Origin of the sequence: Saccharibacillus sacchari (assembly GCF_037722395.1) — a bacterium.
Classification (GTDB): Bacteria; Bacillota; Bacilli; order Paenibacillales; family Paenibacillaceae; genus Saccharibacillus; species Saccharibacillus sacchari_A.
Genome location: NZ_JBBKAR010000061.1, coordinates 127,877 through 150,897 on the forward strand (window position 1 = coordinate 127,877; position 23,021 = coordinate 150,897).

Below are 23,021 nucleotides of genomic sequence, written 5' to 3' on the forward strand. Positions count from 1 at the left end.
ACCTAAATCCTCCCCTTTTTTCTGAATGGATATGCAGGTTATGCAATAATGTAATGCTATGCAAAATCAGCCCTTGACGGAACCGATCATGACACCTTGCACGAAGTAACGCTGAAGGAACGGATAAACGGCGATGATCGGCAATGTCGCGACGATGATAACGGCATACTTGACGAGCGCGGCGACTTCGGCTTTGTTGTTGAGCGAAGTGGCCATCGTGGCGTCGATCGTGCCGGCCTGCGCCGACATCTGCTGCAACACCAGAATCTGCCGAAGCACCAGCTGAAGCGGATACTTTTCCTGCTGATTCAGGTAGATCATGGCGGAGAAGTAGTTATTCCAATGTCCGACGCCGAAAAAGAGAGCCATAACGGCGATCAACGCGGTCGATAGCGGAAGCACGATACGGAAATACAACCGGAAGTTGCTACACCCGTCCATCTCCGCCGCTTCCTGCAATTCTCTCGGAATCGAAGATTGGAAAAACGTCCGGCACACGATCAGGTTCCAAACGGAGGTCGCCCCCGGCAGGATCAACGCCCACATGCTGTCGACGAGTCCCAGACTACGCACAACCAGGTAAGTCGGAACGAGTCCGCCGCCGAAAAACATCGTGACGATAAACAAGATCATGAAAATATTGCGACCCACGAAGTCTCTTCGACTCAGCGCGTAAGCGGCGGGCAGCGTGACGACCAGATTGACCAGCGTACCGACGACGGTATAGATAATCGTGTTCATGTAACCGTTCCAGATGCTGGAGTCCTGAAACACGCGGCGGTACCCTTCGAACGTGATATCTTTCGGCAGCAGCCACATTTCCCCGGCGGCCACGATGGTCGGATTGCTGATCGAAGCGCTCAGGATATAGATCAACGGATACGCGACGATCACGAGCGCTACCGTCAAGATCAGATAAACGAAAGCGAGAAAGACTTTGTCCTGCTTGGTTTCTTTAATCGAACTGACCATCCTTCATCCCTCCCTGGATTCATCATTTTCACGCTTACCACAGACTGTTCTCGCTCGTGCGCCGCACCACCTGATTGACCACGATCAACAGGATCGCATTGACGATCGAGTTGAACAAGCCGACCGCGGTCGAGTAACTGTATTGGGCTTCGAGCAACCCGGTTCGGTAAACGGAAGTGGCGATGACATCGGAAGCTTCCATATTGAGCGGGTTTTGCAGCAACAGGATTTTCTCGTACCCGACACCAAGCAATCCGCCCATGTTGAGGATCAACAGAATCGTAATCGTCGGAATGATGACCGGAAAATTGATATGCCGAATCCGCTGAAGCCTGGAGGCTCCGTCGAGAATGGCGGCTTCGTGCAACCCCGGATCGACGGCGGTCAAAGCGGCCAGATAAATGATCGTTCCCCAGCCCGTGGCCTGCCAGACATCCGATAACACGTAAACGGTCTTGAACCAACGCGGGTCGGTCAGAAAGCTCGGCGGCGTGATCCCGATCGCTTCGAGCAGATTGACGATCATGCCGGTCGACGGCGTCAGGAAAGTAATGATCATGCCGGCCATGACGACCATCGAGATAAAGTGCGGCGCATATGTAACGGTCTGGACCGTCTTTTTAAAAGGACCGGTCCGAATCTCATTGAACGCCAGCGCCAGCAGAATCGGAAGCGGGAATCCAACCAGCAATCCGTATAAGCTGATACTGAGCGTATTCCACATCAGGTCCCAGAAATAATACGATTCGAAAAACCTAGTGAAATGATCGAAGCCGACCCATTTGCTTTCGGCCATGCCCAATGCGGGGATATAATTTTTGAACGCGATCTGAATGCCGTACATCGGTACATAGTTGAAAATAATGACGGTCAGCAGCGCGGGAGCCATAAAGATGTACAGCTGCCAGTTGCGGACGATTTTTTTGAAAAGCTTTTTGCTTTTTCTTTGATTCGGAACATCTTGTGGATTAAGCACCGCTTTTGCGCCCTCGTGCATCATCGTCCTCACTCCTTTATTGAATGGCTTTGCCGATCAGGCAAGATAAAGACATATAAGAGTCATATTACCTGACAAGCTTTTTTTAGAGGTTTCTCCTTTCCGGCGTATCCTTTTTTCGGTATGCCCATAGATCCTAATCGGATATTATGCGCGCCTGTTTTTTTGTAAGCATTTCCATTGCCTTCATTCCGCGTTTCGTTGATTTGGGTTTACAGCGAGTTTACAGAACGGAAGGTAGAGCGTAAATATGTGGTTTTGGCTCTGTTGGAAATTTTGACAATCACTCTACCTGGAAAATGTGTTAGAATACATTACAGAATCACTGGTTTTTTCGTAAAAATCAAATCAAATTTCACATCACGAAGAAAGATTAATGTTTTCCATAAGCAGCCAAAAGTAAAAAACGACATATCGAAACATAAAAGACAGCGCTGTTGCAACCCCTATAATTGGTCAAATTCTACATATTGTCCGACAATCCCACACTTTCGTACACTTTAGATAGAAGGGAAAGGAGAATGACGATGAAGGTGAAACCGAGCTATTTCAAATCACGGCTTTTCTTGAAATATATTTCTTCTTATCTGTTCGTTCTACTCATTCCTCTGATCTGCCTGACGTTTGTGCTATACCACAATACGGCAGCCAATTTACGTGCTCAAATCGAACAATCGCATCTCAATCAACTCACTCAGGCCGAGACGATCGTGGACACGCATTTGCAGCAGTTGAACGATATCGCTTCGCGTGCCGCGTATGATCCGAGGCTTAGCCGCTATCGCGTGCATGATGCGTATTACAGTCTTGAGGCGATCGACGCGCTGGGGAATTACAAAGCGGCAAGTCCGATCATCGACGAGATGTTTCTCTATTTCCGGGGCGATCCGCGTATTTATTCCAGCGTGGGCATGTATGACCTGGATGTGTTTGCCGACAAATACCGATTCCGGAACTGGGAAGCGCACACGGTAGAAAAAGACATCAATGAACTGCGTTATGCCACGATGCGCCCTGCCGATCTGGTGAGCCGGGGTTCCAGCTTCGAGCAATCGACGCTGGCTTACTTGGTTCCGATCGTGCCGAATAGCCCGAATCCGCATGGAACGTTAATGTATTTTGTCAAAGAATCCAGTCTGACCGGCCTGATCGATTCGATCTTGGGCGGGTATGAAGGTTCTTCTTATATTTTCGATTCGGAAGGACAGGTTCTGGCGGTAAAAAGCAACCAGGAGGAGGCGTTGGGCGAAGAAGCGCTGGGCTCCCTTGTCTCGTTGTCGACCGGAACGCATAGCATCGCGATTGACGGCGTTCCGCACTCGGTCGTATCCGTGAAATCCGAACTGAATGGCTGGGAATACGTAACCCTGATGCCAAGCTCGCAATTTTTCAGCAGCGTGCTGCATATTCGTACCTTTATCGCGGCGTTGTTCTCGATCGTCGTCGTCTTCGGCGCGCTCGGCGCTTGGCTGTTGGCGCGTCGGCAGTACAGCCCTATTTTCCAACTGTCCGAGTTTGCCGAATCCAAGCCCTCTTCGCGTTCAGTCGATTCCGATCCGGTTCATGATGCGGCACCCGGTAACGAGCTGGACCGTATTCGCTCAGCGCTGCAAGCGTACAGCGCGCGGGCAGATTTGCAGGAACCGTATGCGCGCAACCATTTCCTGCTGATGCTGCTGCGGCACGGGGGCGATGCAGAACCGACGCCCGAGCTGCTGCAATCGTTCGGCCTGGAGTTTGATCGGGAGCGTTATTTCACCATGCTGATCGGCCGCGAACGTCCCGGCCAAGCGACGGACGAGACACGCGATTGGCAGTTGATGCTGACGATGCTGGCCGAAGCGGAGTATCCGGAGCTGGGCGCGAAGCTGCATAGCGTGGAATTGCAAAAGCCGGATCAGATCGCATTGATTGTCGGGTTCGATCACATGGAAGAGTTGGATGAAGCCCAGCAGATCGAACGAATCGCACGCTCTGTTCATGATCATTTGCAAGGAATCGGTCGCTTGAATCCGGCAATCGGGATCGGAACTTGTTCGACAGGGCCCAAGCGACTCAGTCAATCCTTTATCGAAGCGTGTTCGGCGTTCGAATCGCGTACCCGCAGCGGAGGAGCAAGCATTGCTTACTTCAGCGATCTGACAGCGGAATCCGACGAAGCGTATTGGGTGCCGAAAAACGTGCTGCTCAAGCTGACGCAAAGTCTCAAGCAAGGAAGCGCCGACGTGGCTGCACGTTCAGTAGCGGAAGCTTTGGACACGCTGCGCATTCCGGGGTTATCGGCCCGCTATATGCGCTGCATTGGCTTTGACATTCTCAATACCATTCTGAAAACGGCGAACGAAGCAGGGATCGACAATCTACATGGAGGCATCCCTCCGATTGAATCGTTTTCTTCGCCTGAAGAGCTGGAGCCTTATTTCCTGCAACTCGTAGAGAAGCTATGCGAACAGATCGAGCAAAAAGAAGAATGCGAAGCGCATACGCTAATGGATACGATCGTGGCTTATATTGACGAGCACTACGCCGACCACTCGCTGAGTCTGGAGACCATCTCGCACAATTACTCGATCTCCATGTCGTACTTCAGCCGTTCGTTCAAGGAAAAAGTCGGGACCAACTTCGTTCAATATATCTGGCATAAACGCATGGCCGCGGCGATCGTGCAGTTGACGACGACAGACGAACCGCTGAAAGAGATCATCGGGCGGATTGGTTATCAGGACGCACCGAACTTTATCCGAAAATTCAAAAAAGAAACCGGTCATACGCCTGGGCAATATCGGAAGCTGTTTTCCGGCTCGGCAAAAGGTGTTTTGAAAGAGGAAGCTTGAGCGGGCTGTTTGGCTTTTCGCACCTTGCTTGTTTCAACGCCGCTAAATTAGGTAATAGGTAAATAGAGTCATATATTCTCGTATCATGTCGAACCGCTGACGGAAAAGGTCCGTCGGCGTTCGGGATGATATACGTTTTTTAAGGAGGACTTTTCATGATCACAACTACCCGCGTACGCAAAACGTTGCTAACCCTGTCCGCGGCAGGCGTCGTCGCGCTCGGCTCGCTCGGAGCGGCGGCTTATTCCCCGCTTCCGTCCGCCGCGGCTGCGCAGACGCCGACCGCTTCGGATACGGCTCTGGCCCAAGAGAAGCTGGCCTCTTTTTACAAACCTGCTTTGAAAGGCGAGTTTCCCGGCAATCCGGCAGGCTTCGTCGTAGGCCAAACAAAACGGAGCGACATCATCGATAAATTCGGTCAACCCGACGTTACCCGCACTTCCGTAAACGGATTCGACAGCTACACGGCCAATATGGGCAATCCCGGTTACGCCATGTCGTATACCGCCGCCGGCGTGTTAAAAGAAATTCGTTATTTCGGCACAAACGTGGAACGTCAAACGAATATCGGCGGCATTACGATGGCGATGGTGAAAAAAAGCTGGTATACGCCGACGTCTACGACAACGATTAAAAACGGAAATACGACGCAGACCAAGTTGACGTACAAACGTGGCGATTATAATTTGGAGTTTATTTTTAATAATTCGTTGGATTTGTCGCATATTAATTTGGTCAAGGGGAAAGCTTAGGGCGCTGCGGGAAAAATTCATTCAGAACGCTGTCTCACTTGGAAAATTTGATTGAACTAAAAATGGGATTTTCCAAGTTCAAAGGCGTTCTTCATTGAATTTTTCCCTTCGCTTTTAGCTTTCTGGGAGAAAGAAGATCGCAAGAAAAGGGATTGAGTCTATATTAGACTCAATCCCCTTTCTTTTTGATTGGAAGACGTTTCGAAAATCATTTTAAAACATCATTAAAAAAGAATTCGAAAAACTCATTGACTTACTTTTAGTTATCTATTATCCTTATGATACAAAACAACTTAGAAGACAAGCAAATAAGAAGAATAACGATAAATCGCTTTTGCGGCTCACCCATTCTATAGAAACGTAGGTGTTCATCATGCAGGAACTGACTACCGCGCAAGATCTGACTACTCTGCTTAAAAATCGCCATTCGGCGATCAAGTTCGTACCGGAGACTCCGATTTCGCGTCAGGAATTAAACGAAATCTTCGAATTGACCAAGTTGGCGCCTTCGGCTTTCAATCTTCAGCATGTGCATTATGTTCCGGTGACGAATAAAGATGTGAAGGAAAAGATTTATCAGGCTTCCGGCGGTCAATATAAGATCAAACTGGCTTCTGCCGTGATCGCGGTATTCGGGGACGCCAAAGCGTATACGCATATCGCGGAAATGAACGAAGGCTTCCTGTCGCTTGGCATCATCGACCGTATGGAATACGACACGACGGTGCGCGACGTCACTGAATTTTATGAACTGCGCGGCGAAGGCTTCCAACAAGAAGAAGCGATTCGTAATGCCAGCTTGTCGGCGATGATGTTTATGCTCATCGCCAAAGACAAAGGCTGGGACACCTGCCCGATGATCGGCTTCGATCCGCAAGCCGTACGCGATGCGGTAGGCGCGCCGGATAATCTGACTCCGGTCATGCTGATTACGATCGGCAAAGAAGATACGACGAAGCGCCGTCCGCGCGGTTACCGCAAACCGGTATCGGAGTTTGTCACGTTCGATCAATTCTGATCGCGACAAGGCGAAGCCGATTCAGCCGGTATCGGTACGTGTAACCGGACTCGACCGTTTATTCTGATAACCAACAACAAAAGACCGTTCGGCAGGAATATTGAATTCCTGCCGAACGGTCTTTTTCAATGATTCGTATTAAGCTTACAATGGATCAATGTGGCAGTTGGTCTGATTGAGCTTCGCCTTTGCCACGGCTTACATTGACGCGCTTAATGAAGAGCGCCACGATCAGGCCGATAATCGCCATGCCCGCCGCCATCTTGAACGCTCCGCTAACTCCGACCGTCATGGCTTGCGCCACGTAATCGGTATCGGTCACATCGCCGGGATTGGCTTGCATATAAGCCGCTTGGCGCGTCGTCAGCAAGCTGACTGCAAGCGCCGTACCAATTGCGCCCGCAACCTGTTGCAGCGTGTTCATGATCGCCGTGCCGTCCGGATAGTATTCCGGTGGCAGTTGGTTCAAACCGTTCGTCTGAGCCGGCATCATGACCATCGAGATTCCGATCATCAGGAAACTATGCAGCGCGATGATCATGAAGATCGACGAAGCCGTCGTGATTCCCGAGAAGAACCATAGCGTAACCGCCGCAATGATCAGACCGAAAATCACCAGCCATTTTGGACCGTATTTATCGAACAGCCGTCCCGTGAGTAACGACATGCCCCCGTTGATGATTCCGCCCGGCAGCATAATCAAACCGGTTGCGAACGTCGTCAGCAGCAAGCCTCGTTGCAGATACATCGGCATCAGCAGCATCGACGACAAAATAATCATCATGGCGATAAAGACCATCAGCAGTCCGAGCGTGAACATCGGATACTTGAATACGCGCAGATTGATAACCGGTTTCTCCATCTTCAGCTGACGCCAGCTGAACAGAACCAATGCGATAACGCCGACGACGATTGCGACGATCACCCGCGGGCTTTCCCAGCCACCGCCGTGTTCGCCTGCGCCTTCACCTGCGCTACTGAAGCCGAACACGATCCCGCCGAAGCCAATCGTCGAGAGCAAGATCGACAGAACGTCGAATTTCGGCCGGCTGGTTTCCGAGATATTTTGCATATAAACCAGTCCGAACAACAGCGCGAACACCAGGAACGGAAGGCTGATCCAAAAGATCCAGTTCCAGGTCAGATTCTGCACGATCAGGCCGGAGATGGTTGGGCCGACGGCAGGCGCGCTCATAATAATCAGACCGATCAGACCCATCGCGGCTCCGCGGCGCTCCGGCGGAATCACGACGAGAATCGTGTTGAACATCAACGGAATCAGCAAAGCCGTTCCCATCGCCTGAACGACGCGCCCGATCAGCAGAACTTCGAATACCGAAGCCAATGCCGCGATCAACGTACCCGAAATCAGGAAACTCAAAGCGGCAACAAACAACTGACGCGTCGTGAAGCGCTGTAACAGCAGTCCCGATACCGGAACCAAAATGCCAAGCACCAGCAGATAGCCGGTTGTCAGCCATTGAATGGTCGCCGGGGTAACGGAGAGATCTTGCATAAGCTGCGTGAGAGCGACGTTAAGCGCCGTTTCACTGAACATGCCGATGAAGGCACTGAGCAGCAGCGCCGTCAAGATTGGGATGACCTTTATGTTTTTGCCGACTATTCCCGGCCCTGTGTTGCTTTGTGCGGTAACTTCCACTCTTTGTCCCTCCTATGGAACTCTGTATATTTATATCAACGCGCCCCGGTCTTGCCGTCAGCAGGTCTAAGACCGGGAATGCTGCTTGATCAATTCCGGAACGTAACGAGCCGAGTTCAACAATGGAGTTACATCCCGTGTTGTGGTCGCTACGATCAATGTTCCCTCCATCATGGTAATCAACAATAAGCTAAGCGCCTCGGCTTCCTTGCGCTCGACGCCGTCCAGCTCCAGCTTATCAGCCAATACATCCTGCCAGCTTCCGAATACGTGCGTGCAGGCTTCGCGCAGCGGGTTGCTCACGCAAGAAGCTTCAGCAGCGGCCCAAAAGCTGAAAGGCATAAAATTCTCGAAGTTCTCGCGCTGCATCTCTTCCGCCAATTCACGCATCATAACCGGCAGCAGCTCGGCTACCTTCTGCTCGCCACTTAGCTTGCTCCAAAACGTATTGGCGACTTCTTTGCCCACACGCCGGATACATTCCAACGCCAGCTCTTCTTTGCCTCCCTGAAAATAATAATAAAGGGAGCCTTTGGGCGCTTCGCTTTCCTTGATAATCTGACTGAGTCCGGTAGCATGATAACCCTGGGTAAAAAAGAGCCGACTTGCGGTATCCAGGATGATCTCCCGGGTGTTCTTTTTTTCAGACACTATGCTTCACCCCACGATATTATAACAATCGGTCTATATAAATAAAACAAATGTTTTAAAGAAAGTCAATCGTTTTTCTGAAAATTTGCACAACAAAAAAGCGAGCAGCGTCTTTTTACAGACACTGCCCGCAAGATCTATCCGCTGCGGATTTATGATTTCATGTTATGCGTTCGTTTCTTCCTCGAACAATTCGCACAACTCATCGATCAACGAGCCCACATAGTCGACCGCGCTGCGAATCGTAGCCGTATCCGACATATCGACACCCGCCATCTTCGCCAGCTCCAGCGGAGTCTGCGAGCCTCCAGCTTTCAGCGTTTCCAGCCAACGATCGATCGCCGGTTGACCTTCTTCGCGAATCTTTTGCATCATCGCCGTAGACAAGGTCAGACCCGCCGAATACGTGTACGGGTACAAGCCCATGTAATAATGCGGCTGTCTCATCCAGGTCAGCTTCGCGTCTTCCGTCATTTCCAGCGCATCGCCCCAGAACGAAGCCAGCACCTCGCCTTTCAGATCACTCAGCACCTTTGCCGTAATCGCCTGATCGTCCATTGCGCGCGCGTATACGCGACGCTGCAATTCTCCTTCGAGCAGATGCGTGACGAAGTTGTGATAATACGTGTTGAGCAGCTGCATAATAACCCAACGGCGCAACCGTTTGTCATCCGAACGCGAACGCAGATGCTCGGCCAGCAACAGCTCGTTCATCGTCGACGGCGCTTCGATAAAGTACAGCGACGGACGCGCATTCGTCATCCGTTGATAACGGGCGCCGAGCATCAGGTGTCCGGCATGACCGACTTCGTGCGCCAGTGTGAACGCGCCGCGCATATTGTCCGACCAGGACATCAGAATGTACGAGTGCATCCCGTAAATCGACGAGCAGAACGCGCCTGTCGACTTGCCGACATTGCTCCCGTGATCGACCCACCGCTGCGTAAACGCCGCTTCGACGATCTCGCCGTATTCGTCGCCCAGCACGCCAAGCGCGTCTTGTACCGTTTTGCAGGCTTCCTCGTACGTGATCGACGGGCTGTATTCGGGATCGAGCGGAGCTTTCAGATCGCAGAAATACATCGTGTCGAGGCCCAATACTTTTTTCTTCAACGCCGCGTATTTCCGCATATGCGGCGCAAGCTCGGTCTGAATCGTATCGAGAATCGCGCTGTACATCTCTTCTGTCACCTGTTGCGGACGCAGCAGCATCTCGGTAACGGAGTCGTAGTTGCGCAGGCGCGACATCACGACCTGACGCTTGACCTCAGCCGCATAAGCTTCAGCGAAGGTGTTCCGGTAAGCATGCAGCCCCCGGCTGAACGAAGCAAAAGAGCTGCGACGCAGTTCGGTGCTCGGATTCATCTCGTAATTGGTCTCGAAAGAAGCAAAAGACACCGGATAGCTGCTTCCTTCGACTTCAACGCTTTCAAACGTCATATCGGCCAGTTTGCCGCGCAGGTATGTACGATACGGCGCACCATGAACTTCGGACAAAGACGCCAGTACCTTTTCCGTTTCCGGCGACAGGCTATGCGGTTTCTGTGCAAGCAGCAGCTTCAAGCTACGTGCAAACTCCGCGAGTCCCGGTTCTTTTTCCAAATAGCTTTCAACCGTTCCTTCCGGCAATTCCAAAATCTCGGACTCGATAAACGTGAATTCCGAAGCCAGCTTGGTCAGCGCATCGCCGGATTTGGCCGAACGTGCTTGATTTTCCGGGTTCGTTCCGTCTTCGGTCTGTTTGAGATGGGCGTAGGCCCCGACTTTGCGTGCCCGTTCCATCAGCGCTTCCTGGGCATTCAGGCAGTCAAGCAGCAGGTCTGCCCCCTCGCCCAGACGTCCTTTGAACGAGGTCACTTCGTCCGCGCTTGCCAGCACCTGTTCAAGCTCCTTATTCCAATCTTCTTCCGTCAAAAACAGATGCTCCAGATTCCAGGTCGAAGACTCCGGCACCTCTGCACGCGTTAACACTTTCTCACTCATTGCCGTCACTCCTCTTCATAAAATAAGACGCAGGCGACGGCGGAAAAGTCCCGACCGTATGCGCCCGCGCCTATCGACTTTCGTTTCCGCTTCGCGAATCCGCCTCTTTATTCTAACCCGCGGTCTTCATCGTTGCAAAAATGCCAGAGCAAGTAAGCTTCAACATCGGGATCGGTTAAGGCTCAATTCCATAAGCAACTGCGCCATTTACATAGAGCACAGCGCGATCCCATTCGCCGAATTGCAGTTGTCCGGCTTTGTACGAATAGTCGTCCGTCTCATCGTAATTGCTCCAGTCCGACTTATGAATCCGCGACTGGATCTCGCCTGTCTCTCCATTTGCCGGAATCGTTCCCGCTGTAAAAGAAAGCTCGACATAATCGGTAGCCCCGGCCGGCGCGCCGCTCGTCTTGCCGAAAGCGGCTTTGACATTGGAAGCTCCGATCTGCGCCCAATCACAGAAATAATTCTGGCTGATTCCGCCTTCGTTCGTATAGTAGTAACGGACTTTGACATTTTTCAAATCCACGGCGCTTGAGCTGCTGTTACGGATATTGAAAACGGGACGTAAAGCATTGTCCGACGCATTGTCATCCAAAATTCGATACAGCAGCTTCAGATCGCCGCTACCCGTCGAAGGCGGCGTTACCGGAGGAGTCGTCCCCGACGAGACGGGCTTGGCTGTGACTTCCGCCGAATCCGTACCTGCGCCTTTCGTATTGACGGCACTCACTTTATAGCGATAGGTTTTGCCGTTTACCGCTGTCGTATCCGTAAAAGAAGCTTGAGGCACGCCTTTTTTCAATACGGAATACGTTCCGCCGCCTTCCGCACGCTTCACGATATAACTATCGGCGCCGGTTGTCGCGGTCCATTTCAGCGCCACCCTGGCATTCCCCGCGGTTGCGACCAGTCCTTTGACCTGAGCAGGAACCTGCGTGACCGGCGCCGGATTCGTTCCGCCTGTGCTACCCGATCCCGCCAGCATTTGCTCACGGACGAATTTGCCCGACGTACTGAGCTGCGCTTGCGTCCAGCCTCCGGTAAAGCTCGCTCCAGGCGCCAGCGCCGCGGAAGCTTCCTGCTTATCGGCCAGCGACCAGTTTGCCCAGCTAATGCCCCGGTTTGCCATGAAGTCTGTCCATTGCTTGGCTTCCGTCAAAAACGGCCCGCCGTTGCCGGAAGCATCGCTGGTTCCCCATTCGCTCACGAACACCGCCAGTCCTTGCGCCATCGCGGCATCAATTCGGTCACGCAGCCACGCACCATGCGTACCGGCGTAGAAGTGGACCGCATACAGCACGTTCTTATCGGTCAGCGGAGAAGCCGCGGCATCCTGGATATCCTGACTCCATGTGCCCGTACCGACAATGATCGGATTATCCGGGTCTTCGGCACGAATCGTGGCAATCAGTTCTTCGGCATAAGGCTTGATCTGATTGTTCCAGTTCACATTGCCGTTCGGCTCATTGGCAATCTCATAGATGATATTGGGCGTATCTCCGTAAGTCTGAGCCATCTCTTTGAAAAAGGCTTTCGACTGCGTTTTATGCGTATTCGGATCGCCGTCGGATAAAATATGCCAGTCGACGATCACATAGACGCCCAGCTCGATCGCGGCATCGACGGCTTCCTTCACTTTGTTTTTCAGAGCAGGATTGGAAATATAACCGTCCGATTCCGTATACATCGCTACGCGAAAAACATTCAGTCCCCAGTCGTCACGCAGCCACTGCATACTGTCCTTGTTCACATAATCGCCGAACCATTGAATGCCGTGCGAGCTCATGCCTTTTAACTGTACGGGATTCCCGGAAGCATCGGTCAATTTGCCGTTTTGGATCGACAACTGCCCATGCGTGCCGACAAAGCTCGCTGCGCTGGACGCAGACGTTTTTGCCGCCTTCACCGGAGCCAATGCTTTTGACGCCGTGAGCTGTCCGTTTTCCGCTTTTCCGCTACCGGATGCCTCTTTCGCCGAAGCCCAGCCACCCGGACCCGCGCAAGCCACCAGTACGGCAACCAGCAGAAAAGCCAGCATGACGCTTATCCCTTGTTTCCATGAACGTGTTTGCATCTTTTCCCCTCCATTACATTATAGATGGATACGCCTTCCAATTATTACCCTCTCTACAACTTTACCTTTCAAAAATACCATATTAATGGAAAAAGGAATTGAGGCAAAAGTAGGCTTATTCCGTGACCTGCTGCTGCTTCATCCTACGACAAAAAAGCCCGATCCCTACCGGGACCGGACCGTTGTACCTGCATTTTATGTTTAAAACGGGCCTTAGGGGTTATTCCGCCAATTCCGTGCCTTTGGTTTCTTTTCCGAGGAAAGCGACAGCAGCGGCCCCGATCAAGATCATCACGCAGAACATCGCGAAAATCGCGGTGATCGCCACGCCTTGAGAGATCAGCCAACCGACCAGGAACGGAGCGATAATTCCGCCGATTCGACCGAATGAAGCCGCAAGACCTGCTCCTGTTGTACGAATGCTGGTCGGATAATGCTCGGGTGTATACGCGTACAAGCCGCCCCAAGCTCCCAAATTGAAAAAGGAGAGACAGATGCCTGCCGCAATCAATGTCGCTGTCGTGTCTGCAAGTCCGAACCAGATCGCGCTTGCCGCAGTCAGGACCAAGTACACAACCAGAACGAACTTGCGACCGAACTTTTCTATAAAGTAAGCGGCGGTGAAGTAACCCGGTAGTTGCGCCAACGTCATAATCAGCACGTATTCGAAGCTTTTCGTCAGACTGTAGTCTTTGTAGACCATGACCTGTGGCAGCCACAGGAACATGCCGTAGTACGAAAACACGACGGTGAACCAGAGAATCCACAGCATGATCGACGTTTTGCGGTACTCTGGTGCCCAGACTTGAGCAAAGCGCTGTTTTAGACTGATCTTCTCCGCCTTCACCTTGTTCTTCTGTTGCAAAATAAAACGAGGCGAATCGTCGATCTTTCTCCGCAAGTAAAGAGCGTAAAAAGCAGGCAATGCGCCCAGTGCAAATGCAATACGCCATCCGGATTCGAAGTTCGGGATGATAAAATAAGCAATCACCGCGGCAACGATCCAACCTCCTGCCCAGAAGCTCTCAAGCAGGACGACTGTTCGGCCACGCTCATTCGCAGGTACGGATTCCGATACGAGCGTAGATGCGACCGGCAGCTCTCCGCCAAGGCCGAATCCTGAAATAAACCGGAGGATACACAACATCACAAAGCCGGTTGCGACCGCGGACAGTCCGCTGGCCAGCGAGAAAATCAATAACGTCCAGAGAAGGACCGACTTACGTCCGAAACGGTCCGCGAGTATGCCCGCGCAAGCGGCACCTATCGCCATGCCGACCGAGTTAATCGCAGTCAAAACCCCCAACTGCTGCGGATTGAGCGACCATTCGATAGCCAGCGCCGCGGCGACGAAAGAAATCAACGCCACATCCATTGCATCGAACAACCAACTCATGCCCACGCTTCTGAGCAGGCTTCTTCGTTTCGGCTTGCTGAGTACCTTAACATTTTCCATTCTTCTTCTCCCCATTTCCTCTTGTGGGCGCGGCCTTCGAGACAGTATCTTTTCATCAAGAAACATACCAACTCCAAGACTAGCCTGGAAAAAGAAGAAATCGACCTTTTGCAACTTTGTGAATTTTCACTCAATATTTGCAAAAAAGGAAACTCTTCTTTCCCAAGCGCGCGCCGGGATCTCTTTCGAGTCTGTCTCACAGTCTATCCCTTACTGCTCAACATGTAAAGAAAAATTACGCCAAAACAAAAAACGTCTTTCACCCTCTGTTTAGAGATCGAAAAACGTTTTCGTTTCAATTCCGTTCGACTGACGTGGACAAAAGACTCTGTGCTAGTCGAATATAGACTAGACTCTACGGCGTACAAGCGAAGAGGCAAGTACAACCCCGGCGCCTGTGTACAGCACAGCTTGAACATAGTCGGGGTACAAAAAAGACCGTACTCCCGCCGCTTCGAACAGAATGACCAGTAGCGCACAACCTGCAATTTTGACTTTTGATGACATGATGAATATCCGCCTCCAGCCATTCGGTACACACAAGAACCCAATCTCTAGCCCGATTCGATTTCTTATATGCCGTAGACAAGTTGAATTCTTATAGCATGACTATATAAGAATTTGAATAAGCTGTAAATCTCAATTTTTCATTACCCGATTTGTAACCGTTTTATTCGTTGAACAAATAAAAAACTTCGACAAGGACAATCCCTGCCGAAGTCTATGATCACCCGTCGCTTTTACTTACGGGATGTATTGTTGAACGATCTTCACGATCACGCCGTCTTTGACAGTGATATGGTAAGGGAAAGCGCTGAGATCAAGCAATCCGAGCGGATTGTTGTACTGAGCATCGAACTTATCCAAAGCGATCGACTCGTTCCAATTGATCTGCATATCTTCATAGTTGCCTGTATGGTCGTAAATTTGCATCAGCACTTCAGCGTCAGCCGCGACCGGCAGCTTCGTTTCGGTGAGATCGTTGTTTACGATAAAGTAACCGTCCGGCGCTCCGCCCAGCTCTTCGACCGCATCGGGATTTTCTTCCAGGAAGAGCTTATCCGCTGCCGCTCCCGTGTACCAACCGATGCGATCCGTTTCGAGTTGTAGTGTGCCTGTTGTATCTTTTTCTACCGAGTTAATGAATACCGTATATGTTTGTTCTGCCGAATTCTCTTCGCTTACGCCTGTTGTTTGTTCTACGGGAGCAGCTGCTGCCGGAGTCATTACGTTGGAAACCGGGAAATATCCGAATCCAATCATAAAGGCCAAGATACCTGTACCAATCATACCGAGTGTTGTTTTTTTCATAGTTGCTCTCCCCTTTCAGAGGTTCCTGTATGTGCAAGTTGTAGGTAAGTGTTATTACCCGAACGCTTGCTTGCGAAAACTTTTTTTGCAAATTTCGTTCTTGCTTTCATTATAGGACCTGGTATTAAAAAAAGAGTATCGATTCGATAAAGAAGTTCTTACAATATCGACTTTTTTGCAAAAGCGATTTTTGAACAAAAACGGTCAAACGCTATCAAAAATTCGTTTATGCAATGTTTATTTATTCGTTACGACAAGTTTATAAGCGACAGAGATACTAGATTTATCGATCAAAAGGTCGAATCATCTATCAGTTTGGAGGTTTATATGATGTCTGCTCAACGATTCGCGTTTTCCGCAAAAATGGTCGGCTTGTATTTGTCTATTTATGCGCTTTTTATTTTTGCCGGCAAGCTGAAAGCTCTCACTTCTTTTGTTCTCCCGCAACAACTCCGTTTTACGATGTACACACTGCTGTTTATAGCAGGCGTTTTGTTGCTACGACATACGCTGCAACAAAACGTGGCCGCCATACGCAAACATCCTGTTCGTTCTATCTTTTTATTGATTGCTTTTTATGTATTCAACCTGCTGCTAAGCCTCGTCGTTTATTTCGTGTTTCAATCGGCGGCGGCCGGCGGAATCAATGACGAAAATATATTTCAAGTGATGTTGCGTTTTTCGCCCTGGATTACTCTTCCTGTGCTTGGGGTCATGGGACCGATCGTCGAAGAATTCGTGTATCGTTATATATTGATCGGTCGTCTGTCTCAGAAGGTTCCCGTGTGGTTATGTGTGTTATTGTCCAGCGTGCTATTCGGATTGCTCCATATCCACAGTCTGTCCGATATAATCCATATTTTACCTTATTTCGCTACAGGGCTCGTTCTAGGCTTGCTTTACGTCGCGTCCGGTTATAACCTGCTACTGCCGATTGCTTTTCATGTATTCAACAATATGAATGGACTGATTCCGTTCGTACTGCAATACTGATTGTGCATCACAAAAGTGCAGCGGTCAGGCAGACATGTTGCACTTCACTTGTGGTATTGTATAAGCAAAATGAAAGCAAGGAGAAGACCGCTATGCAAGAAAATCGAATTCTGGTCGTTGACGATGAACAAGAAATTGCGGAGTTGATACGCGATTATCTGGAGGAAGAACATTATAAAGTCGAGATTTGCGTAGACGGCGCGGAAGGTTGGCTGCGTTTTGAAACGTTTCGGCCGCATCTAGTTGTACTCGATGTGATGCTGCCCAGGATCGACGGTCTGGAAGTATGCCGAAAAATTCGCGCCCAATCCACGGTTCCTATTCTTTTACTGAGTGCGCGAAAAAGTGAATTGGACAAAATTCTCGGTCTTGGATTAGGAGCGGACGATTATGTGGTGAAGCCGTTCAGTCCGAAAGAAGTCGTAGCGCGAGTCAAAGCCCAGCTTCGAAGATACCGACAGCTTTCCTCGATGCCTGAAGTAAGCAGCCTGTTTTTCGACGAACTGGAAATCGATACCGAAGCGTATACGGTTCGTCTGAAAAACGCGGTGATCTCTATGCCGGCAAAAGAATTCGAAGTCCTCCGTTTTCTTGCACGGCATCGGAATCAAGTTTTAAGCCGTCAGCAGATCTATGAACACGTTTGGGGCTTTAACGAATATGGAGATTTGAATACAGTAACGATTCATATACAACGCATCCGTCAAAAAATCGAAAACGATCTTGCCCATCCACGTTATATTCATACGGTGTGGGGAGTCGGATACAAATTTGGAGGGTCTGCGAGATGACGCGAACGGTTCGGAAAACAAGTCTGTTCAAACTGGGGATTCGCCAAAAAATCTGGTTGTCCTTATTGTCTGCGTTGCTGCTGCCTCTGTGCTTCGGTTTGTTCGCTGGAGTCAGTCTTGAAGCGACCGAACAAATGACTCCGGGAATAGCGATGAGTCTCGCGGCCGCTTTGCTGATTCCTTTCGCGATTTGTGGCACCGTTTTGGCATGGGTAATCTCTTCCACTGTTTTGCTTCCGCTGCGCGATTTGAAAAAAGCGGCCGACGCGATCCAAACAGGATGCTTCGACTATGCTTTAACTGTTCAAAGTCACGACGAGATGGGTGACTTTTGCCGGGCGTTCGAAGCGATGCGGCAGCAACTGCAAGTCTCATTGCATAAACAAGCGGCGCTGGAAGATTCGCGTAAAGAACTGATTGCCAGCATTTCTCACGATCTGCGTACTCCGCTTTCTTCAATCAAAGGATATCTGGAAGCGCTAAACGACGGGATCGCTCGCGATGAAGCCAAAACGGCACGTTATATGACTATTATTCGCAACAAAACGGATCATCTGGAGCGCTTGATCGAAAGCCTGTTCCAATACTCGCAGCTCGACTTCGATAACCCTGCCGATCAACGAATCTCCCTCGATGCCAAAGAACTATTGGATACGATCCTGATTCCGTTCGAAATGGAATTTGCCGAAAGCGATATTCGATTTGAAACCCAAAACGAGCTTCCTCCTTGCTTTCTTGATGTGAATCCAGGCCAAATCGCGCAAGTATTCGACAATTTGATCTACAACGCCAAAACGTACACCGAACACCAACCAAACGGCGTCATTCGTGTCGAAGCACAAATTCAACCCAATCATCTGATCGTGCAGATCGCCGACAACGGCACAGGCATTGCCGCAACCGATCTGCCCTATATTTTCGACTACTTTTACCGCTCCGAAAAGTCCCGTTCCCGACAGCACGGCGGCGCCGGTCTCGGTCTTGCTTTGACGAAAAAAATCATTGAGAACCATTCTGGCACAATTACGTCTGTAAGCATTCCCGGTCAACAAACGGTGTTTTCTTTTACTCTTCCTCTCGTTTTTCCATACGTTAAGCTAAGGTGACAAGTTAAGCTGATCCAGAAAGGGAGAAGCGTACGGATTGGAACGCTTTTTGATTCGACTTTTAAAAATAAAGGCGAATATGTCCTTATTTTCTTCGAATTTGGCGATTTGAGAAGAATAGATGCAAGTATACACTTAATTTCGCCTTTTCATGCGCTTTTGCTCATTTTTTCTTTAAATAAATGTATATTAGCACTTATTTGAAAATTCGGAACCAAACTGAACGGAATAATTGCATCACAGCACTTATTTTAACGATGTTCACTTCCCACCCCAAATAAAGCCGATCCAAAAATCCATTTTTCTCTTTTTGAAAACAAAAAAGAAACGGCCTGCTTGCTCCGCTTCTTTCCTGTTGCTTAGGACGTGTCTGAAAACTCAACGACGTGCATCCTTTAATGCCTTTTCGCGCTCTGCGGCGTCACTGTTTCTTGATATGCCCCGGCACGACTTCGAAAAAGTTCCTTGCGGAACACAAAAATTCGGCAAAATCTGCTTTCTTCGGACTTTTCAGACATGCCCTAATCGTATTCCTATTTGAACACTTTAACGCGCTCTTCCACAGGTTGGAAAGCTTTTTCTCCGGCTGGTGCAAGCGGGCTGCCGAAAGGCATTTGCGCTCTCAGTTTCCAGCTCGAAGGCAGGTTCCAAGCTTCTTGTACGCCTGCGTCGATCAGCGGGTTGTAGTGTTGCAGCGTTGCGCCCAGACCTGCGTCGTTCAGAGCTGTCCATACGACCAGTTGCAGCATGCCCGAAGATTGGTCGGCCCAGATCGGGAAGTTGTCGGCATACAGAGCGAATTGGTTTTGCAGGTTCTTCACAATGTCCTGATCTTCAAAGAACAGGATTGTGCCGTAACCGCTTTTGAACGAATTGATTTTATCAGTTGTTGCCGCGAATGCCTCTTCGGATGCCGCTACTTTTTTCAACTCGGCCAGCGTAATATCCCAGACTTTGTCGTGCTGTTCGCCGAACAATACAACTGCGCGGGAAGTTTGGGAGTTGAACGAAGTTGGGGTGTATTTTACTGCTTCTTCCACGATTTCTTGAATCTTTGCTTCGTTTACGGAAACATCTTTGCCGATTCCGTAGATGGAACGTCTGGATTTAAGCGCCTCGAAAAATTCTTTTGCCACAGTAAAATCCTCCTCATCAATTCACGAAAGTATTTTAAATAACTTTTCGTAATAAACTATATATCAGTTCAGTTAGGGAGTCAACATTTTTATTCCGAGTTTTGGACTGGGTTAATTGAACGTTCTGTGTCCAGCTCCATATTCCAATCCAAACGGTTCCACAGACTATTCGATTCAGTCAACAGTTTTGAGACACAATCGATATAAGGTTTTGCCGCTTCCGCCGAAGGTTGATTCGTCCAGATTTGTCTTCCGGCCAGATAAGCCACGCCGAACTCGGTCCAATCGCGATAGAGCTGTTGGGCGCGATGCGCAGCCGCGGTAGCCAATTCAAGCGAACGCTCCGCTTCTATCCATCCCGCGGAATGCGCAGTTCGGCAAATAAACACATATTGGCCCAGATCCCATGCCGCAATGCCGGCGGGAGGAAGCTTGCCGCTATACATCTGCACAAGGCGAGCATGGTTGAATAGCGCCGGATTCCCGTTCAGGCGTTCAAAGTACGGCTCGCGATCGCGCAAAGACAACGTACCGAGAAACGATTCCGTTTTGCGGTAAGACGCTTGTCCGCCTTCTTCCCACAGCCAATTCAGATGTTTTTCCAGCGACTCTTCGTTTTTCACCGACCAGGTATGGGCAAGCAGTTTGCGCAGATCGTCTTTTCGCGAAGCCGGCCAAGTAAATCCCGTTTCCTCCAGCAGACCGTTCATCCGAAACAATACGGCTCCGATCGCAAATGCGCGCAGCGTTCGTTGATCGCTCTCGCGTATACGCAGCGTCTCCATGACTTCCCGCTCCTTTCTCAAAATCCATGAATATCGGGCAGCGGCTCTCCGGCTGGCTCCGGCAAAACCGGCCTGGCCTCGACTTCGGGCAACTCGGCTTCGCGGCTACGACGCAGCAGCTTCCATTTGCGAGCGGAATACCGTTCCAACGCTTCGCTGATCTCGACCAGCATAGGCCGTCCGGCATCCGCAACCAAAGCTTGAGTCGCAAGCGCTTCCGCTTGATCGTACCGCCCCAGCGCAGCCAGGCAGCGGATCAGATACTCTTCGGACTCGCGCTCGAACCCAACCTTGCAAGCGGCTTCCAAAAATTCGACGGCTTGCTCGTACTGCTGAAGCCTGAACAAAATATAACCTCCATAGAACAAAACAAGCGGGTCCTGGTCTTTGGCATCGATTTGTTCGGTATACCGCACAATCGCTTCCTCGGCCTCTCTCCAGCGCGTCGCTGCAATCAGAAGACGGATGCGTTGCAGATGTGCCCAGCCCCGATGGGGATGTCGCTCCGCAAGCTCCGCCAGTTCGAGCTCCGCTTCCTCGACTCGATCAAGCCGAAGCAGCATTTCCGCGACCAGCCGCAGCGGAAGGTATTCCGTAGGCGCCAGCAAAGCCGCACTTCGGTAACGTTCCAGTGCTTCCACCGCCTGATCAGATGCCCGGTATAAATCACCTTCGACGATGCGTCCGTAATAATCGTTCGGCCGCTCGCGATTGTATCGATCCGCCAGATCAGCCGCCTGTTTGAAGTCTCCCGCGCGAAAACGGGCTTCGGCTATCAGCAGCAAAATGGCTTCCGGGAATCCGCGCCCCATCGCTTCTTCGAAATACTCCGCGGCATGCGCGTAATCGCCGATTCGCAAAAAGCAATAGCCGGCGCGGAACCAGGCTTCCGTCAATCCCCGGTCGTATTGGATCACGCGAAGGTAATCCAGTAACGCTTCCGGATAAAGGCGCAAAGAATAAAAGCAATCGCCGCGCGCGGAATGGTAATACCAATGGGAAGACAACTCCAACGCATGGTGCAGCAGTTGAAGCGCTTCTTCGTAACGCCCTTCCATGCGCAGCGACTCGCCGAAACGGTATAGCGCTTCCGGATCGGACGGCTGGAACAGCAGCACGCGCTTGAGATCTTCGCGCGCTTCTTCATAGCGCTCCAGCGCGATTCGGATCAGCCCGCGCAGCTTCAACACGTCCGCCTGCTTCAGCGGTTCGGACTCCGTTTGAACGACCGCGCGGTCAAGCCGCTCTTCGCTCTCGGCGTACCGCTCCAATTTCCCCAGCGCTTTGCCCAGCAGGAAATTCAGTTCTGCGCTTAACGGCCGTTCTTGCTCCGTCTCCAGCAGCAAAGCCACGCATTCGGTTTCCCGTCCGGTATCCAGATACAACTCGGCCAGCGTTCTGGCGCCCGCCAAAACATCGCCTTCGCTTTCGGTCAGTTCGTTGGCGAGTTTGTCATTGAGAACGAGCAAGCGAATTTGGACATCGAGATCTTCCGGGTAACGCGCGCACAGATCCTCGTACACGCTTTTGGCTTCCCATAGCCGACCCAGCGCTTCTTTGCAAGCCGCTATTCCGCTCAAAGCATGGATACTTCCGGGAAGAAGCTCCAACAGCTCTTGATAATCCAGCAGCGCAGGCTCCCAGTTTTCGCGCCGAAGCAAAGCGTCCGCCCGCATCAGTCGCGCTTCCGGCTCGTGCGGTTCGTCTTTCAGCCATTGATCCAGCACCTGAAGCGCGGATTCCGGCTGATTTTTTCGCATATAAAACAAAGCAATCAGACGCAGGCAGTCCGGCTCGCGGTTATTCAGCAGCGCCGCTCCTTTGAGTGCTTTTTCGGCCAAATCCAAATCGTTCACGACAAGCGCGTAATGCGCCTGTTCCCGAAACCGCAAAAAAGCGTCGTAATCGTACGGTTCGTCCGTCCACAGCCTGTCGTAGCGCAACTCCCAGAAGCTGGAGAACCGTTCCATCAACAAAGTGATTTCCGCTTTGTCATGATCCTCGTAAAGCCTGCGCTCCCTAACCGTCCATTCGAAATGCCCATCCAGCAAATTCAGCACTTTTTTAGGCAAAAAAGAATGTTTCAGCAAAAAGCCGAACAGCTCGTCCCCGATCCGTTCGCGAATCTCGATCGGCCAGAATAATTCATCGTCCAGCAGATCCTGCCATTCATCGGGATCGATCCGTCTGGAAATATCCGCATAAAGTTCCTCGCAACGCCGCAAAAAAATCGTGAGCGGCGATTCGTCTCCCGGCTTGGCGGCGGTCGGCTCCGGACTTCTCAACTGCTCAAGCTCGCTTGGGCTCAGTCGGGCCCGGATATCGCGTTCAGCAAGCTCTTTGGCTTCTTCCAATGCGGATTCGTACGATCTGCGGATCTGTTGAAAGTTTTCCGGATCTTCTTCCGGGTGGCATTCTTTCAAGCGGCGCGCATAGGCGCGCTTGATCGTTTTCACTTCCGACGTCGGTTCTATGCCTAACGTAGCCCAAATATTCATG

Annotated in this window: 18 protein-coding genes; 6 read left to right on the plus strand and 12 right to left on the minus strand. The window is 50.8% G+C overall.

Going from position 1 to position 23,021, the window contains the following annotated elements:
- Positions 1-66 precede the first annotated feature (66 nt).
- Together WKI47_RS25040 and WKI47_RS25045 are read right to left on the minus strand one after the other, a co-directional pair.
- A complete protein-coding gene (locus WKI47_RS25040; RefSeq protein WP_340229938.1) occupies positions 67-972 on the minus strand; it encodes a carbohydrate ABC transporter permease in 906 nt (301 codons plus the stop codon).
- Positions 973-1,006: 34 nt separating this feature from the next.
- Complete coding sequence (locus WKI47_RS25045; protein WP_340229993.1) at positions 1,007-1,969, minus strand: ABC transporter permease; 963 nt, start codon at positions 1,967-1,969, stop codon at positions 1,007-1,009.
- A gap of 527 nt (positions 1,970-2,496) precedes the next feature.
- On the opposite strand from WKI47_RS25045, the gene WKI47_RS25050 reads away from it, so the two are divergent.
- From WKI47_RS25050 to WKI47_RS25060, 3 genes are all read left to right on the plus strand, one after another.
- Positions 2,497-4,803 (plus strand): helix-turn-helix domain-containing protein, encoded by a 2,307-nt coding sequence (locus WKI47_RS25050; protein ID WP_340229939.1) that lies wholly within the window; start codon positions 2,497-2,499, stop codon positions 4,801-4,803.
- Between the two features lie 155 nt (positions 4,804-4,958).
- Positions 4,959-5,555 (plus strand): YjgB family protein, encoded by a 597-nt coding sequence (locus WKI47_RS25055; protein ID WP_340229940.1) that lies wholly within the window; start codon positions 4,959-4,961, stop codon positions 5,553-5,555.
- Between the two features lie 373 nt (positions 5,556-5,928).
- The gene (locus WKI47_RS25060) at positions 5,929-6,573 is read left to right on the plus strand and encodes a nitroreductase family protein (RefSeq protein ID WP_340229941.1); all 645 of its coding nucleotides are present in this window, start codon (positions 5,929-5,931) and stop codon (positions 6,571-6,573) included.
- A 154-nt stretch (positions 6,574-6,727) separates the two neighbouring features.
- On the opposite strand, the gene WKI47_RS25065 is transcribed toward WKI47_RS25060, so the two are convergent.
- The 7 genes from WKI47_RS25065 to WKI47_RS25095 form a co-directional block, all read right to left on the minus strand.
- The gene (locus WKI47_RS25065) at positions 6,728-8,197 is read right to left on the minus strand and encodes a DHA2 family efflux MFS transporter permease subunit (protein WP_340229994.1); all 1,470 of its coding nucleotides are present in this window, start codon (positions 8,195-8,197) and stop codon (positions 6,728-6,730) included.
- 102 nt (positions 8,198-8,299) lie between these two features.
- Entirely contained in the window at positions 8,300-8,884 is a 585-nt protein-coding gene (locus WKI47_RS25070) for a TetR/AcrR family transcriptional regulator (RefSeq protein ID WP_340229943.1), read from the minus strand.
- Between the two features lie 165 nt (positions 8,885-9,049).
- Positions 9,050-10,867 (minus strand): oligoendopeptidase F, encoded by a 1,818-nt coding sequence (pepF, locus tag WKI47_RS25075; RefSeq protein ID WP_340229944.1) that lies wholly within the window; start codon positions 10,865-10,867, stop codon positions 9,050-9,052.
- 175 nt (positions 10,868-11,042) lie between these two features.
- Positions 11,043-12,944: a cellulase family glycosylhydrolase gene (locus WKI47_RS25080; RefSeq protein WP_340229945.1), complete on the minus strand. Its 1,902-nt coding sequence runs from the start codon at positions 12,942-12,944 to the stop codon at positions 11,043-11,045.
- Between the two features lie 220 nt (positions 12,945-13,164).
- Positions 13,165-14,400 carry an MFS transporter gene (locus tag WKI47_RS25085; RefSeq protein ID WP_340229946.1) on the minus strand — a complete coding sequence of 412 codons (1,236 nt, stop codon included), beginning with the start codon at positions 14,398-14,400 and terminating at the stop codon, positions 13,165-13,167.
- 348 nt (positions 14,401-14,748) lie between these two features.
- Positions 14,749-14,907 carry a hypothetical protein gene (locus tag WKI47_RS25090; RefSeq protein WP_340229947.1) on the minus strand — a complete coding sequence of 53 codons (159 nt, stop codon included), beginning with the start codon at positions 14,905-14,907 and terminating at the stop codon, positions 14,749-14,751.
- A gap of 237 nt (positions 14,908-15,144) precedes the next feature.
- Entirely contained in the window at positions 15,145-15,711 is a 567-nt protein-coding gene (locus WKI47_RS25095) for a hypothetical protein (protein WP_340229948.1), read from the minus strand.
- Positions 15,712-16,041: 330 nt separating this feature from the next.
- Between WKI47_RS25095 and WKI47_RS25100 the strand changes: the two genes are divergently transcribed.
- From WKI47_RS25100 to WKI47_RS25110, 3 genes are all read left to right on the plus strand, one after another.
- The gene (locus WKI47_RS25100) at positions 16,042-16,704 is read left to right on the plus strand and encodes a type II CAAX endopeptidase family protein (RefSeq protein WP_340229949.1); all 663 of its coding nucleotides are present in this window, start codon (positions 16,042-16,044) and stop codon (positions 16,702-16,704) included.
- Between the two features lie 92 nt (positions 16,705-16,796).
- A complete protein-coding gene (locus WKI47_RS25105; RefSeq protein ID WP_340229950.1) occupies positions 16,797-17,495 on the plus strand; it encodes a response regulator transcription factor in 699 nt (232 codons plus the stop codon).
- A complete protein-coding gene (locus WKI47_RS25110) occupies positions 17,492-18,601 on the plus strand; it encodes a HAMP domain-containing sensor histidine kinase (RefSeq protein WP_340229951.1) in 1,110 nt (369 codons plus the stop codon). Before WKI47_RS25105 ends, WKI47_RS25110 begins: the two co-directional genes overlap by 4 nt.
- 533 nt (positions 18,602-19,134) lie before the next feature.
- Here WKI47_RS25110 and WKI47_RS25115 read toward each other — a convergent pair.
- The 3 genes from WKI47_RS25115 to WKI47_RS25125 form a co-directional block, all read right to left on the minus strand.
- Positions 19,135-19,737 (minus strand): nitroreductase family protein, encoded by a 603-nt coding sequence (locus WKI47_RS25115; RefSeq protein ID WP_340229953.1) that lies wholly within the window; start codon positions 19,735-19,737, stop codon positions 19,135-19,137.
- Between the two features lie 89 nt (positions 19,738-19,826).
- The gene (locus WKI47_RS25120) at positions 19,827-20,522 is read right to left on the minus strand and encodes a DUF1266 domain-containing protein (protein WP_340229954.1); all 696 of its coding nucleotides are present in this window, start codon (positions 20,520-20,522) and stop codon (positions 19,827-19,829) included.
- Between the two features lie 17 nt (positions 20,523-20,539).
- The gene (locus WKI47_RS25125) at positions 20,540-23,020 is read right to left on the minus strand and encodes a tetratricopeptide repeat protein (protein ID WP_340229955.1); all 2,481 of its coding nucleotides are present in this window, start codon (positions 23,018-23,020) and stop codon (positions 20,540-20,542) included.
- Between the last annotated feature and the right edge of the window lies 1 nt (position 23,021).

Excerpts from the sequence above, each read along its gene's own strand:
- WKI47_RS25095 (WP_340229948.1), bottom strand. The coding sequence starts at position 15,711 with ATGAAAAAAACAACACTCGGTATGATTGGTACAGGTATCTTGGCCTTT.
- WKI47_RS25085 (WP_340229946.1), bottom strand. The coding sequence starts at position 14,400 with ATGGAAAATGTTAAGGTACTCAGCAAGCCGAAACGAAGAAGCCTGCTC.
- WKI47_RS25100 (WP_340229949.1), top strand. The coding sequence starts at position 16,042 with ATGTCTGCTCAACGATTCGCGTTTTCCGCAAAAATGGTCGGCTTGTAT.
- WKI47_RS25080 (WP_340229945.1), bottom strand. The coding sequence starts at position 12,944 with ATGCAAACACGTTCATGGAAACAAGGGATAAGCGTCATGCTGGCTTTT.
- pepF (WP_340229944.1), bottom strand. The coding sequence starts at position 10,867 with ATGAGTGAGAAAGTGTTAACGCGTGCAGAGGTGCCGGAGTCTTCGACC.
- WKI47_RS25110 (WP_340229951.1), top strand. The coding sequence starts at position 17,492 with ATGACGCGAACGGTTCGGAAAACAAGTCTGTTCAAACTGGGGATTCGC.
- WKI47_RS25125 (WP_340229955.1), bottom strand. The coding sequence starts at position 23,020 with ATGAATATTTGGGCTACGTTAGGCATAGAACCGACGTCGGAAGTGAAA.
- WKI47_RS25040 (WP_340229938.1), bottom strand. The coding sequence starts at position 972 with ATGGTCAGTTCGATTAAAGAAACCAAGCAGGACAAAGTCTTTCTCGCT.
- WKI47_RS25050 (WP_340229939.1), top strand. The coding sequence starts at position 2,497 with ATGAAGGTGAAACCGAGCTATTTCAAATCACGGCTTTTCTTGAAATAT.
- WKI47_RS25105 (WP_340229950.1), top strand. The coding sequence starts at position 16,797 with ATGCAAGAAAATCGAATTCTGGTCGTTGACGATGAACAAGAAATTGCG.
- WKI47_RS25090 (WP_340229947.1), bottom strand. The coding sequence starts at position 14,907 with ATGTCATCAAAAGTCAAAATTGCAGGTTGTGCGCTACTGGTCATTCTG.
- WKI47_RS25060 (WP_340229941.1), top strand. The coding sequence starts at position 5,929 with ATGCAGGAACTGACTACCGCGCAAGATCTGACTACTCTGCTTAAAAAT.
- WKI47_RS25055 (WP_340229940.1), top strand. The coding sequence starts at position 4,959 with ATGATCACAACTACCCGCGTACGCAAAACGTTGCTAACCCTGTCCGCG.
- WKI47_RS25045 (WP_340229993.1), bottom strand. The coding sequence starts at position 1,969 with ATGCACGAGGGCGCAAAAGCGGTGCTTAATCCACAAGATGTTCCGAAT.
- WKI47_RS25120 (WP_340229954.1), bottom strand. The coding sequence starts at position 20,522 with ATGGAGACGCTGCGTATACGCGAGAGCGATCAACGAACGCTGCGCGCA.